This window comes from Peribacillus sp. Hz7, assembly GCF_042136355.1.
In the GTDB taxonomy this organism is placed as follows: Bacteria; Bacillota; Bacilli; order Bacillales; family DSM-1321; genus Peribacillus; species Peribacillus asahii_A.
Window position 1 is genome coordinate 163,716 of the sequence record NZ_JBHHJV010000001.1, and the last position, 13,958, is coordinate 177,673.

At 39.2% G+C, this 13,958-nt stretch carries 13 protein-coding genes; 12 read left to right on the top strand and 1 reads right to left on the bottom strand.

Translation table 11 applies throughout. From position 1 onward, the window contains the following. Nucleotides 1-34: 34 nt before the first annotated feature. On the top strand, nucleotides 35-616 hold the full coding sequence (locus ACE199_RS00780; RefSeq protein WP_375348200.1) for a DUF1836 domain-containing protein: 582 nt from the start codon (nucleotides 35-37) through the stop codon (nucleotides 614-616). 86 nt (nucleotides 617-702) lie between these two features. Beyond that, on the top strand, nucleotides 703-1,368 hold the full coding sequence (locus ACE199_RS00785) for a phosphatase PAP2 family protein (RefSeq protein ID WP_375348201.1): 666 nt from the start codon (nucleotides 703-705) through the stop codon (nucleotides 1,366-1,368). An 80-nt stretch (nucleotides 1,369-1,448) separates the two neighbouring features. On the opposite strand, the gene ACE199_RS00790 is transcribed toward ACE199_RS00785, so the two are convergent. Continuing rightward, on the bottom strand, nucleotides 1,449-2,594 hold the full coding sequence (locus tag ACE199_RS00790) for an amidohydrolase (protein ID WP_375348601.1): 1,146 nt from the start codon (nucleotides 2,592-2,594) through the stop codon (nucleotides 1,449-1,451). 248 nt (nucleotides 2,595-2,842) lie between these two features. Between ACE199_RS00790 and ACE199_RS00795 the strand changes: the two genes are divergently transcribed. From ACE199_RS00795 to ACE199_RS00840, 10 genes are all read left to right on the top strand, one after another. Next, nucleotides 2,843-4,390, top strand: coding sequence for a spore germination protein (locus ACE199_RS00795; RefSeq protein ID WP_127759551.1), 1,548 nt, complete (start codon nucleotides 2,843-2,845; stop codon nucleotides 4,388-4,390). Nucleotide 4,391: 1 nt separating this feature from the next. Then, nucleotides 4,392-5,504, top strand: coding sequence for a GerAB/ArcD/ProY family transporter (locus ACE199_RS00800; RefSeq protein ID WP_164853152.1), 1,113 nt, complete (start codon nucleotides 4,392-4,394; stop codon nucleotides 5,502-5,504). Beyond that, nucleotides 5,501-6,661 (top strand): Ger(x)C family spore germination protein, encoded by a 1,161-nt coding sequence (locus ACE199_RS00805; RefSeq protein WP_375348202.1) that lies wholly within the window; start codon nucleotides 5,501-5,503, stop codon nucleotides 6,659-6,661. The genes ACE199_RS00800 and ACE199_RS00805 overlap by 4 nt, the downstream gene beginning before the upstream one ends. Nucleotides 6,662-6,667: 6 nt before the next feature. After that, entirely contained in the window at nucleotides 6,668-6,892 is a 225-nt protein-coding gene (locus ACE199_RS00810) for a hypothetical protein (protein ID WP_127759554.1), read from the top strand. A gap of 305 nt (nucleotides 6,893-7,197) precedes the next feature. After that, nucleotides 7,198-7,614 (top strand): hotdog family protein, encoded by a 417-nt coding sequence (locus ACE199_RS00815; RefSeq protein WP_375348203.1) that lies wholly within the window; start codon nucleotides 7,198-7,200, stop codon nucleotides 7,612-7,614. 19 nt (nucleotides 7,615-7,633) lie between these two features. Next, nucleotides 7,634-8,947: a sigma-54 interaction domain-containing protein gene (locus tag ACE199_RS00820; RefSeq protein ID WP_375348204.1), complete on the top strand. Its 1,314-nt coding sequence runs from the start codon at nucleotides 7,634-7,636 to the stop codon at nucleotides 8,945-8,947. 365 nt (nucleotides 8,948-9,312) lie between these two features. Then, the gene (locus tag ACE199_RS00825; protein ID WP_375348205.1) at nucleotides 9,313-10,467 is read left to right on the top strand and encodes an acyl-CoA dehydrogenase family protein; all 1,155 of its coding nucleotides are present in this window, start codon (nucleotides 9,313-9,315) and stop codon (nucleotides 10,465-10,467) included. Nucleotides 10,468-10,606: 139 nt separating this feature from the next. Then, entirely contained in the window at nucleotides 10,607-11,407 is an 801-nt protein-coding gene (gene menB, locus ACE199_RS00830; RefSeq protein WP_375348206.1) for a 1,4-dihydroxy-2-naphthoyl-CoA synthase, read from the top strand. Between the two features lie 18 nt (nucleotides 11,408-11,425). Further along, a complete protein-coding gene (locus ACE199_RS00835; protein WP_375348207.1) occupies nucleotides 11,426-13,063 on the top strand; it encodes an AMP-binding protein in 1,638 nt (545 codons plus the stop codon). Nucleotides 13,064-13,103: 40 nt separating this feature from the next. Beyond that, complete coding sequence (locus ACE199_RS00840; protein ID WP_375348208.1) at nucleotides 13,104-13,850, top strand: SDR family NAD(P)-dependent oxidoreductase; 747 nt, start codon at nucleotides 13,104-13,106, stop codon at nucleotides 13,848-13,850. Nucleotides 13,851-13,958: the final 108 nt, after the last annotated feature.

Sequence of the window (13,958 nt, forward strand, 5' to 3'; positions counted from 1 at the left end):
TAATAGCTATACAATAAATATAGGTGGTTTTTAGATGAAAAACATACAAGATATTTTAAATCAGCTAGAACTGGAAAGTCATATTTCTTTAAATGACATTCCAGAAATAGATTTATATATGGACCAAGTGATTCAATTATTTGAGAATAAATTTAATGGGACGAAAAGAAATGAAGAAGAAAAAGTTCTGACAAAAACAATGGTTAACAACTATGCAAAAGGAAAATTATTTTTTCCAATTAAGAATAAAAAGTATTCTAAAGAGCATCTGATTTTAATCAGTCTTATTTATCAATTAAAAGGGGCCCTATCTATTAATGATATTAAAGAGCTGCTTGAAGGCTTAAATCGGAAGGTTGTGAAGGAAGAGTTCCGGTTAGATGACTTTTATAATAGTGTTCTTACTGTGAATACGAAAAATGTTGAGAATTTTTATGAAGGGATAAAGGAGCATATTAAGGATGTAAAAGAGGAAATGCAAGCGCTAGAAGATAGTGATCGTTCCTATTTGGAGCAGGTTTTATTGATTGCTTCACTTGTTCAGATGAGCAATGTATATCGAAGAACAGCAGAAAAATTAGTTGATGAAATTATTGGAGGAAAAGAAGTTAAGTGAGAGTAAGGAATGATGAGATGATTAAAAATAATGAGTAAGGCTACATAGTTACCCTATTTTTTTATGTGTTGAGGTGATTGTTTCTTGTGAATAATAAATTTCAGTTATCGTGGATTTTTATTTTAAGCATTGTATTCTTGATTGGATTTAGTATGATGGCATTGTTATTTAGTCAAAATGAAGTTACGGCATTTGATCGTGCAATCATTAGCTTTGTTCAAGGGCTGGAATCGCCATATTTAACAGCGGTTATGAAATTTTTTACGTTTATCGGATCATTCAAGGCAATTATTGTTATTTCTCTGTTCACGATGGCACTTTTATATGCAGTATTGAAGCATCGAATAGAGCTTATTTTATTTATTGTCGTGCTTGTTGGTACGCCTATTTTAAATCGTCTCTTAAAAGAGTTTTTTCAACGAGCCCGCCCGGATTTGCATCGGTTGATTGAAATTGGAGGATACAGCTTTCCGAGTGGACATGCGATGAATGCGGCGTCTATGTATGGGATTCTTGCTTTTTTACTATGGCGTCATATTCCTACTAGATGGGGACGAAGCTTGTTGATTATCTTTAGCAGTGCCATGATTGTTACGATTGGAATCAGCCGAATCTATCTGGGTGTGCATTATCCTAGTGATATCATCGCTGGATACTTGGCGAGCGGATGCTGGCTTGCGATTACAATCGCCGTTTTTCAAAGATACCAAGAAAAGAGGAGTTCCTTTAGAATTGACAGGAATTCGGCGTGAACTCGGCACAAATTGGTGGGACTCCAAAACAAACTATAAAAAAGGAAACCCATAAGACAGCAACTTATGGGTTTCTTTTTTTATTTTAGATTCGATTTCTCCAGTACTCCAACAGCTAATTCATAAAAATATTGTGAAGCTGGGAAGAGCGCTGTATCATCTATTTTGAATTTCGGGTGGTGTAAGTCATATGGGCCGCCGGAGCCAATCATGACGAAGACACCTGGAACTTTTTCTTGGTATAAAGCGAAGTCTTCGCCGATAGAGCTAGCTTCGAGAGTTTTCGTAGTATAGCCTGTTTTATCTCCTATTTCAAGGGCGAGATCGGCCCATTCTGGTGTATTATCAACGGATGGCGGTCCTGGATGCCATATGAATTCAACGTTTGCATCAAATGTAACACCAATACCATGTAACACTTTCCGCATACGCTTCTCAATAAATGCTCGTTCGGTTCTACCAAATGTACGAACCGTACCTTCTAAATAAGCGGAATCCGGGATCACATTCCATGTATTTCCGCTATGTATTTGCGTAATACTGAGCACAGCTGCTTCCCGCGGTGCGACGTTTCGGCTAATAATCGTTTGAAGCGTCGAAATAATGTGACTCGTAATAATAATCGGGTCATTTCCTTCTTCTGGTTTTGCTGCATGTGCACCCGTTGCTGTTACACGTATTTCAAAACGGTCCACAGCGGCTGTTAATACCCCATGTTTTGTTCCTAGCTCGCCTACTTGTAAAGTTGGATCATTATGAAGTCCAAATATTGCATCGACATCGTCCAATGCCCCTGTGTCTAAAATTGCTTTCGCACCATGAGATGTTTCTTCTGCTGGCTGGAAGATGAAGCGGATGGTTCCTGCTAACTTTTCTTCTACTTGCTTTAATAAAAAAGCGGCCCCTAATATAACAGACGTATGAAAGTCATGTCCGCATGCGTGCATGACTCCTTTGTTTGTAGATGGGAACGCCACATCCGCCTGTTCTAAAATCGGGAGTGCGTCAATATCGGCACGAAGCGCAATAGTTGGGCCGGGCTTACTGCCTTTAATTTCGGCAACGACTCCAGTTTTTAGTGGTAAATCAAGAATGGTAATATGTCGAGAATGTAAAGCTTCTTTAATTTTTTGAGTCGTTTCATACTCTTCATTTGATAACTCGGGATTCATATGAAGGTCACGTTTGAATTCTACTAAATATTTTTCTAATTCTGTATGGTTTATAGCCAACGGTTTCTCCTCTCCTTCAATGAAAATATGTATAAGTCCATTTCTTCCTTAATGTAAATATTATGGTAAGCATCTGAAAGAAGTCAATGCAGAAGTAGCTTCTTATACATATTTCTCGAATTTCTATCTATTTCATAATTGTCCCTGCTTTTTACATAATCCCTTTCCATAATGGAGAAAATGACTTTGACATCATTTGGACGTTATAGGTTGTAATGTTTCGTTTGAAAGGGGGAGAAGGTATGCTTTTTCGACGTTCTAAACGGAAAAAAATAAATAAACATCAACAAATGGAGGAAGAGAAAAGTCCATTATCCTCCGATTTGAACAAAAATATCGAAAAGATTCGTTTACTATACGAAGATTGTTCGGATGTCGTCTTTCGTTCTTTTTTAATTGGCGGCAAAGTAAAAGCAGAATTAATCTACATTGATGGATTATCGAACATGGAAGAGATGGATACAAGTGTTCTTTCCCCTTTAATGAAGAAGATGGAGGAGAAACGAAGTAACTTGTCTAACTGGATGGAAGAGAAACTATCGGTTGCCAAGATAACAGAAGTAGAAACAGTGGAGGAATGTATTGAACACACTTTAATGGGCAACCCCATTCTACTAGTTGAACATGAAAGTAAAGGACTCGCTTTAGGGCTGGCTCGATCGGAAAAACGTGCAGTTGAAGAACCAGCTTCTGAATCCGTTGTGAAAGGCTCACGTGAAGGTTTTGTTGAAACAATTAGTGTAAATATATCATTAATCCGAAGAAGACTCAAAGATCCGCAATTAAAAATGAAATCAATGAAGATTGGACGTAGAAGCCAAACGGAAGTGGCTATCGTGTATATGAAGGGGCTCGCGAATGAAACATTGCTTGAAGAAGTGAATAATCGATTACAGAGAATTGATATTGATGGCGTATTAGAAAGCCAATATATCGAGGAATTAATAGAGGATCATCCCTCTTCTCCCTTTCCGCAGATTTTAAGCACAGAACGGCCCGACGCGTGTGCTGCTAGTTTATTGGAAGGGAAAGTCGTAATTCTTGTAGATGGTACTCCTTTTGCGATGATCGCTCCTACAACACTTTTGTCCTTATTGCAAGCTAGTGAAGATTACTATCAACGCTTTGTGCTAAGTACAGCGATTAGATGGCTGCGTTATGGTTATGTCCTATTATCTTTGTTACTACCGTCTCTATATGTGGCTGTGCTAAGTTTTCATCAGGAAATGATACCAACAAAGCTTCTGATGAGTATAGCGACAACACGAGAAAATGTTCCTTTTCCTGCCATTGTGGAAGCGTTAATTATGGAAATTACGTTCGAGGCATTACGAGAAGCAGGGGTAAGGTTGCCGAAGCAAATTGGTTCGGCTGTTAGTATTGTCGGTGCTTTAGTTATCGGACAAGCGGCGATTCAGGCTGGGATTGTGTCACCTCCGATGGTCATGGTCGTAGCTTTAACAGGAATTGCCTCTTTTACAATCCCCCGATACAACTTAGGAGCTACCTTAAGGATATTGCGCTTTCCGATGATGTTCCTTGCTGGTACATTGGGCATTTTAGGTGTGATGTTAGGACTTCTTATAATTCTTACACACTTATGTACGTTGCGTTCTTTTGGTGTTCCTTACCTTTCACCAATGGCCCCATGGAATAAGAGTGATATGAAAGATTTCCTCATACGAGCTCCTTGGTGGCAATTATCCAAGCGTCCTCATTTAACTGGAGAGTTTAATGAATATCGCCAAGGCCCTAATCAAAAACCTGGCCCTAGAAAGGGAGGAGAGTGACGTGCTGGAACATGGGAAAATATCGGCAGTACAAATGGGAATGATGATCTACTCTGCCATTGTCACAACAGCCATTCTTTATTTGCCAGCTTCTATCTATGACTATGCAGGAAAAGATTTGTGGTTGTCTCCTATCTTATCTGCCATTTTAGGTTGTATTCCGGTATATGTCGTATATCAATTACATCGTCTTTACCCAGGAGATAGTATTATCCAATACAGTTGTTCCATTGTTGGGAAGATTGGTGGAAAACTGATTGGGGCAATTATTTTGCTTTTTATTTTATTTATATCCAACCAAGCGCTTTGGCAGTATGGGGAGTTTGTCAGCAGCTATTTTCTTCCGCAGACGCCGCAAGTCGTTTTACTTGGCACGATGGCCTTTGTCAGTAGTTTAGCTGTATATGGAGGGGTGGAAGTGATGGGAAGACTTTCAGATTTACTTACTCCTGTCCTGCTTCTTATGTTTTTGACAATTATTATCCTTCTTCTTCCGGATGCACAAGTAAAGCATATGCATCCTATTTTGGGAAATGGGGTTACTCCGGTTTTGAAGGGAGCTTATTTTTCTAACTTTTGGTTTTGTGAGTCCCTATTCATCACTTTCTTTCTTCCTTTTTTAAAAGACCCGGAAAAAGGTAGGAAATGGGGGATTGTTTCCGTATTGTTATTGTTAGTAATAGTGGTCAGTACGAATTTGATTTCTCTTTTAGTATTAGGAAGTGCAACAGGAAGCTTTAATGCCCCATTAATGAATGCTGTTCAGTATATTAGTATAGCTGAGTTTCTATCCCATCTTGAAGCAACTGTGATGGCTTTTTGGATTACGGGTGCCTTCGTTAAAATGTATGTATTTTATTATGTGTTGGCATTAGGCACGGCACAGTGGTTTAACCTTTCTGATTATCGTCCGCTTGTGCTTCCAATCGTTTTTCTATCGGTGGTCTTAGCCGTCTGGCAAGTACCGAATGTGTCGGCTTTCTTCGTGTATAGCCAAACAATAAACTCTGCAGTAGGACCTATTTTATTTACAATGATTCCTCTCTTCCTTTTGCTGATTGCTTTCTTACGGAAAAACAAGAAGCAAGAAAAACAGGTGGAACAGCAGCAATGAGAATGATGTTATATCTTATAGGGTTAACCTGTACGTTTCTACTAACAGGATGTTGGGATCGAGCCGAGGTGAATGATGTGGCTTTAATCAAAGGTGTTGGCGTTGATCGAATAGACGATAACACAATTGAAGTAACGGTTGAAATATCAGTTCCACAAGCGCTGGGTCAAGGTGGAGGCCAAGGTCAAGGTCAAGGTCAAGGAGGCGGTGGGTTAACACAAGTAGCAGCTAGATCTGGCAAGGGGAAGACAGTTCCTGAAGCGTTAGAGAAACTTCAGGAACAATTGCCAAGGAAAATATTTTGGGGACATTCAGAAGTCATTATTATAAATGAAAAGTTAGCGAAGGAAGGCATTCGTGACTCTATTGATTATTTTATACGTGATCCAAGGCCACGTATTCGGTCGTATGTGTTTGTGGCGAAAGGGAGTGCCAAAGAGATCCTTTCTCTTAAAACGCCATTATATAGTCCTTCTGAAGTACTTTGGGATATGGCTGAATCACAGACTTTGATGCATGTGACTTTAGTTGAGTTACTTCAAAGGCTTGTAAGCGGCGATGTATTCCTTCCAATGGTGCATAAATTACCACCACCAAAAGGGAAGAAATCAAATGAAACGATTGCTTATATTTACCGCACCGCCATTTTTAAAAAGGACAAAATGATTGGTTCTATTGATGATGAATTGACCAGAGGTGTGAAATGGATCCAAAATGACGTGAAAGAATCTCAGATTACGTTATTACCAGAAGGAGCACAAGGATATATATCCATGACTCTCCGTGAGGCAGACGTAAAGCTTGTCCCTAAAATAAAAGGAGATAAGTGGGAAATAACGATTAAGACTAGAACAACAGAAGAGATTGTCTTAAATGAAACGAATATACAAGTTAAGTTACCAAAAGAGATAAATTCTTTAGAAAAACAACTAGTTAAACAATTGGAAGGACGTTTAAAGAGAGTGGTAAAAAAAGTACAAAAAGAACAAAAAGCTGATATTTTGGGATTTGGAGAAGCTTTTGAACGGAAGTATCCGAAGGAATGGCGAGAAGCGAAAGACAAATGGGATGACATCTATCCACAAGTAGAGGTCAAATATGACATTGAGACAACTATTTTAAGAATGGGTGCAGGAACGGCAACAGAAGCGAGGTGAGAAATATTGAAATGGCTATTTGCACTAGGAATTACTTTTTTAGTAGCATGCATGATTGTGTACGAATGGCCAAAAATGAAACAGGACCAGAAAAAGGAAAAAAAGGTTTTTATTGTATTGGTCACTTTTGAATGGCTATTTTCTCTAATCTTTTTGTTTTACCCTGATTTGAAAAATCCGTCTGACTTTCTGCTGCCGATGGTTGATAAGGTGCAAAAAATATTGAAATAAGAAATATCATTTAATTTGTGTATAATAGTTGTTAATATATGTTTTTTCATTATATTAAGATTTCGAAGTCGATTGGCAGTGATTACACATTGCTGCATGTTCAGCTTGAATGGCTGGCAACTGAAAATCATGAAATTTGATAAGAGGTAAACCTAATAAGAGGATATCAAAGCTTTCTTTACTAAAGCATTCGCTAACGTAAAGAGAGCTTTTTTGTTCTTGTAGAAGTGTTTTCTTCCCATTTATGATAGTAGAATATATACTAAATATTAGAAATATTCACAACGATAGAAAGGAAGGGTTCGATGGTCTATACAATTGAGGAATTGTTTATCGGACAGATTGCCCGTTTGCAACGAACATTTTCTGAAGCCGACGTAAGAGCATGCAATGAATTAACGAAAGATTATAGTCCAGTATACAGACCGAGTGAAGAGAACTGGGAAAATTATTATCATCAACCCATTGTTCCTGGTTTGTTAACAGAAGGGTTAATTAACCAAGTAATTAGCGATAAACTGCCTGGGAGTGCTTGTATTTTACTGCAAAAGGAATTGGTTTTTTATCATCCTGTATTTGTCGGAGACGTAATTACAGCGGAGTTAGAGATTATTGATATTAATGTAGAACGGAATTGGGTCACTCAAAAGGTTACTTGTTACAATGAGATTGGAAATGAAGTAATTAAGGGACAAGTCGTCATTTTTTTATTATCCAACTAAGAATTGACAGGTGATAATCATGAAGAAAACACTGAATTTAATCGACCCAATTGATGAATGGGGTTCCTTGAAAGTAGATGCGAATGGTCGTCTCGTTGACGTTAGTCCGGAATTTTGTGAGAACTTTTCGATAAATAAACAGGATTGGCTCGGGGCATCGATTAATGACATCATTCAAGGCACATTTAGCAGAAAGCGTACAAAAGTCCTGTTTGGTGTTATTTTTGGATATTCTTGTTTAATTAAAGTTTCTAAAGTCAATGAGTATCAGCTTTACCGAGTCATCGTGCGGCAAGATGATATCGACCATGTTGAAATGATTTCATTTATGAATTCAATGGATTCTTCTAAAATGAAGAAAAAATCCTCTTTTCAGAATCGATATAGCTTTGAGGAGATTATGGGAGAAAGTCCTGCGATCGAGCAAATTAAAGAATTATCAGCTCGGATTGCGACAAGTAATTCAACCGTATTATTAACGGGAGAAAGCGGAACGGGAAAAGAATTATTTGCCCAAGCTATTCATGGATTAAGCTCGAGAAAAAACAATCCTTTCGTTGCTGTAAACTGTGCGGCGATTCCAGATGAATTGTTCGAGTCAGAGGTGTTCGGATATGAAGCAGGAGCGTTTAGCGGTGCCAAAAAGGAAGGAAAGCCTGGCAAAATAGAATTAGCTCATCACGGCACGCTCTTTTTGGATGAAATATCGGAGCTTCCTTACCAAGCGCAAGGAAAGTTATTGCGTGTATTGCAGGAAAGAGAAGTAGAACGATTAGGAGGAACGGCTAATAAAAATGTCGATATCCGAATTATTGCTGCGACGAATCGAGATTTAAAAACGCTCGTTCAAGAAGGGAAGTTTAGACAGGATTTATTTTATCGATTGTACATTTTTGAATTAAAAATCCCTTCTCTTCGTCAAAGGAAGGAAGACATTCTTCCGTTAGCTTACTATTTCATCAATTATTTTAATGAGATGCTAGGGCGTCAAGTGAAATTTATTGATGTCAAGCTTCAGGAATGGCTAGTAAATTATGAATGGCCAGGGAATGTACGAGAATTAAAAGCGTATATAGAACGGGGAATGAATATTGTTGAAGGCGATACAATCACGATGGAGGCTTTATATTTTTCACCTAGTGAATCAACTCCTCGACGAGCAAGAGAATCGGCCCCTCTTCTTAGTTTAGAAGAAGCGGTAGCAAATGCAGAAATCGATGTGATTCAACGTGCCCTTCAAGAGGCGAAAGGCGACCGGACTGTAGCTGCTCAAAAACTACACATACATGTTGCTAGCCTTTACCGAAAACTATCAAAATATAATTTAAAATAATAGAATTTAGAACGTGGGGCTGTCTAAAAGCGGACAGCCTCACTCTTTCTTTACTGGATTTTGTTCTTCATGCTCCTGCTGAAGGACATTTTCCTGGTTGAATTCCTCGGTTTTGTCTTTTAACACCAATGAGAATAATTGTTCAACTAAATAGGGAGGCTGCCCTGAAAGTCATAAAAATGACTTTTGGGACAGCCTCCTTTTTTATAGGCGAGCAAATAGAGGGGCCTTTGCAAATATGCTTCGCAAGATTGCGAAACTATCTCATTTTTGCGAATAGATGTGACGAGATATGCGTTTTTACTAGTAAATTCCAGTTGGCACGATATTTGCATAATTAATATAGGCAAAGGGAGGGATTAGCAATGTTGAATTTTTCATTTACAGAAGAGCAAGAATATTTTCGTAAGATGCTGCAAGAATTTGCGAAGGAGGAGTTGCTGCCTCATTACACGAAGTGGGACCGAGAAGGAATTACTCCAAGGCATTTGTGGAAGAAGCTAGGGGAGTTAGGTGTAAATGGTCTCCGAATTCCTGTTGAGTATGGGGGGAGCGGTGCTGACTGCGTTACGACAGGAATTGCTGCAGAGGAAATTGGCAGAGGGGATTTCAATCTAACCTATGCGGTTATGCTAAATGCGCTGATTGGAGAAATTATTAATAACCATGCTCGCGAGGAGTTAAAACGAGAATGGCTTCCGCAAATCGCTAGCGGTGAAAAGATTGTGGGGATTGCGATTACGGAGCCGGCTGCAGGAACAGATGCTGGTGGAATTAAAACAACGGCCGTACATAAAGGAAATGTATATGTCCTAAATGGAGAAAAGTCAGGAATTAGTGTAGCAACGTGTGGAGATGCGTTTATTATCTTCGCCAAAACAGACCCTGAGTTAGGTAACCGTGGGATTAGTGCCTTTATTGTACCGTCTGATTTACCTGGAGTGGAATGCAAAGGGTATGAAGATATGGGGAATATTCCAGTTGGCAGGGGCTCGATCTACTTAAACGATGTAGAGGTTCCAGAGGAATACTTAATTGGTCTTGAAAATAAAGGTTTTTCCCAAGTTATGAATGGATTTGATCTAAGTCGTTTGTTAATAGGACTACAGTGTGTGGGGGCTGCTTCTCAAAGTATTGATGAGACGATTGAACATGTAAAAGCTAGACAGTCCTTTGGTAAGCCGCTTGCAACCTACCAAGGCATTCAGTTTCCACTTGTGACTCATTATACGCAATTAGAGCTTATTAAATGGCAGGCATATCGCGGACTTTGGCTTCGTGATCAAGGATTAAAGCATAGTAAAGAGTCCTCTTCTGTTAAATGGCTAGGTCCGAAATATAGTGTAGAGGCTATTCATGAATGTTTATTATTTAACGGTCACTATGCTTATACGAAGGAAATGCCGCATGAGCAGCGTTTGCGCGATGTAATTGGATTAGAGATTGGAGACGGAACAGCTCAAGCGAATATGATGGTTATCGCCAAAGATATTATTGGGAAAGAGTTCCGTTCTTATTAAACTAGAGGGCTGTATTGTATAAAAATATAGATTGCTATTTTATCGATCAAATTGCGAGAATTCAAAGAACGTTTACGATGATGGAAGTAATTAAAGGACAAATGAGTCTAAAACTATTATAGCGATGGAGGTCAATAATATGGAATTAACAGATATTTTATATGAAAAAACGAATGGGATTGCCAAAATTACAATTAACCGTCCGCAGGTTTACAATGCTTTTCGAGCAAGAACAATCCAGGAATTAATTTGGTCTTTCCGTGACGCATGGGATGATAACCGCGTTGGGGTTGTTATTTTAACGGGAGCAGGCGAAAAGGCATTCTGTGTCGGTGGAGATCAAAAAGAAAAAGGCGATGAGGGTGGATATGATTATTCCGGCGGTTTAGGAGGTGGTATTGGTCTAGAGGTGGAGAATCTGCATCAAACTATTCGAAACATTCCAAAGCCAGTTATTGCAGCGGTAAATGGATTCGCGATTGGCGGAGGACATGTGCTTCATGTAATTTGTGATTTAACGATTGCGGCGGAAACAGCAAAATTTGGTCAAAGCGGACCTAAAGTAGGAAGCTATGATGCGGGGTTTGGCTCAGCTTATTTAGCTAGAGTTGTTGGGGAAAAGAAAGCGCGAGAAATTTGGTATTTATGTGAACAATATTCTGCACAAGAAGCAAAAGAAATGGGTCTTGTGAACAAAATTGTTCCTGCAGAGCAACTGCAGCAAGCAGCAGAAGAGTGGGCTGAAAAGATTGTTGAAAAGAGTCCAACAGCGCTGAAAATGCTTAAATATTCCTTTAATGCAGATAGTGCAAACATCCAAGGAATTTCGCAGTTATCAATGGGTGGTCTGGCTATGTTTTACAACACAGCAGAATCGGAAGAAGGAAAGAATGCTTTTCTTGAAAAACGGCCAGTAGATTTCAAAAAATTCAGACAGTAAAAAGGGGGATGGAATTTAGTGAAACTAGATACGCTTTTGAATCAGGAATATGTGGAGAAGTACCAGTCTATTTGGCCGAATCGAACAATCTTAGATTACTTAAATGAGGCAATCGCAAATCATCCGGACAAAGTGGCGATTATTGATAAGAAGAGCCGCTATACGTATAGAGAAGTTGGAAAACTAGTGGATCGAGTCGCCTTAGGTTTGCTGAAAATAGGTTTGGGAAAGGGAGATGTTATTTCGATTCAATTGCCTAACTGGAATGAATTCGTCATCCTTCATTATGCGGTTACTCGAATAGGGGCTATTACAAACCCTCTTATTCCAATTTATCGTGATCGTGAAATTGGCTATATGGTAGGTATGGTTGAATCGAAAATGATAGTTGTTCCAGATAAATTCCGAGGCTTTGATTACCCCGCCATGATAGAAAGGCTTAGCCACCAATGGCCGGCAATGGAGCATGTCTACGTGCAAGGGGAGAATATTCCAAGCGGAATGAAATCTTTAGCCACGCTGTTTGAAGAACCGTGGGAAGAGCGTATGGATGTAAAAGTGTTAGATGAAATCGAGCATAATCCGAATGATGTGACAGAAATTATTTTCACTTCCGGAACGACCGGAAATCCTAAAGGGGTTATGCATACACACAATACACTTTGTGTTTCAACGAATTATTGGATTGAACGTTTACGTTTAACCTCTGATGATGTGATGCATATGGCTTCTACTTTTGCACATCAAACTGGATTTGGCTATGGGGTACGACTACCGACTCATTATGCAGGAACGGCTGTTTATCAGGATATTTGGAATCCAAACGAATTTTTAGAGTTGATAGAGAAAGAGGGAATTACATTTACTGCAGGTGCAACACCATTCCTTGAAGATACTGTTCGATTAGAAGGAATTGGGAACTATAATCTTAGCACATTGCGTGCATTTGTTGCGCTAGGGGCCCCGATTCCAAGGCAGCTAGTTAAAGAGGCAAATGAAAAGGTACCGTGTAAAATTTTAGCTGGTTGGGGGCAGTCGGAAAACGGTCTTGTGACCTTGACGAAGCTTGATGATTCAGAGGAAAAACTAACAGGTACAGACGGTGTTCCTTTTTCAGGAATGGAAGTCAAAGTGGTGGATATGAATGGTGAAATATGTCCTCCGCATCAAGAGGGAGCTTTACTATCAAGGGGGCCAGCGCAGTTCGTCGGCTATTTAAAACGGATGGATGACACACTTGCCGAGCATCAGGATGGCTGGTTTATTACAGGGGATCGTGCTGTGATGGATGAAGATGGATACATTCGTATATCTGGTCGTAATAAAGATGTAATCATCCGAGGCGGTGAGAATATCCCTGTTGCCTATGTGGAAAATGTTCTTTATGAACACCCGGATATTTCTATCGTGCAAATTATTGCGATGCCTGATCGAAGACTTCAAGAGAAGGCTTGCGCATTCATTAGCATGAAGCAAGGCAAAACGCCATTAACTTTACAAACTATGCGTGAATTCCTTGAGCAAAAAGGGATAGCCAAGCAGTATTGGCCAGAACATGTAGAAGTTATTGATGAATTTCCGCGAACACCAAGTGGAAAAATTAAAAAATTCCGTCTAAGAGAAATGATTAGTGAACAGATTAGTGGCCAAGTGTAAAAAGTAAATCGAAAAAAATAGATTAAGTGGAGGGGAAGTTATGAGTAAACGAGTTGCTTTTATAACAGGAGCAGGTAGAGGAATGGGAAGAGAGATTGCTAGAACGCTAGCTGCCAAATCTATGAATATTGTTGTTACAGATGTAAATTTAGAAAACGCACAAGAAACGGTTTCTATTTTAAAAGAAGAAGGGGCAGAAGCGGTTGCCGTGTATTGCGATGTAACGAAGCTGGAAAGTGTTCAGGAAGCGGTCGCAACAGCACTTACTCATTTTGAAAAGATTGATGTATTGGTCAATAATGCAGGATGGGATAAAGTGGAACCATTTTTAAAAAGCGAACCAAGTACATGGAAAGCAATTATTGACATTAATTTAATGGGGCAAATTCATACATGTAAAGAAATTTTACCAGTCATGGTTGAAAACGGTTACGGAAAAGTCATTAATATTTCCTCTGACTCAGCGAGAGTTGGTTCAAGTGGAGAAGCAGTTTATTCGGCTGCAAAAGGTGGAATCGTGGCCTTTACGAAAACATTGGCTAGGGAAATGGCAAGACATAAACTAAATGTCAATTGTATTGCACCAGGACCAGCTGATACACCGCTATTTAGGGAAATTGGCGAAGCGAATGAAAAGCTTGCATCGGCTTTAGAAAAAGCAATTCCATTCAGACGTTTAGCTCAACCTAGTGATATTGCTAATGCTGTGGCGTTCTTGGCCTCTGATGAAGCAGAATATATTACGGGTCAAACACTTTCAGTGAGCGGCGGATTAACGATGGTGTAAGAATTTCATAGGAATGAGGCTGAATTAAAAATAGGAGATTGGCATGATTTTCTGTAGATTTGGCACGATTATAAGTCAAATTGGCATGATTTCTCATGAATTTAGCAC

What these genes read in the sequence shown, in the direction of transcription:
- ACE199_RS00795 (WP_127759551.1), top strand. Translation starts at nt 2,843, where the DNA reads ATGCTTTTTCGACGTTCTAAACGGAAAAAAATAAATAAACATCAACAA.
- ACE199_RS00780 (WP_375348200.1), top strand. Translation starts at nt 35, where the DNA reads ATGAAAAACATACAAGATATTTTAAATCAGCTAGAACTGGAAAGTCAT.
- ACE199_RS00805 (WP_375348202.1), top strand. Translation starts at nt 5,501, where the DNA reads ATGAGAATGATGTTATATCTTATAGGGTTAACCTGTACGTTTCTACTA.
- ACE199_RS00820 (WP_375348204.1), top strand. Translation starts at nt 7,634, where the DNA reads ATGAAGAAAACACTGAATTTAATCGACCCAATTGATGAATGGGGTTCC.
- ACE199_RS00840 (WP_375348208.1), top strand. Translation starts at nt 13,104, where the DNA reads ATGAGTAAACGAGTTGCTTTTATAACAGGAGCAGGTAGAGGAATGGGA.
- menB (WP_375348206.1), top strand. Translation starts at nt 10,607, where the DNA reads ATGGAATTAACAGATATTTTATATGAAAAAACGAATGGGATTGCCAAA.
- ACE199_RS00825 (WP_375348205.1), top strand. Translation starts at nt 9,313, where the DNA reads ATGTTGAATTTTTCATTTACAGAAGAGCAAGAATATTTTCGTAAGATG.
- ACE199_RS00815 (WP_375348203.1), top strand. Translation starts at nt 7,198, where the DNA reads ATGGTCTATACAATTGAGGAATTGTTTATCGGACAGATTGCCCGTTTG.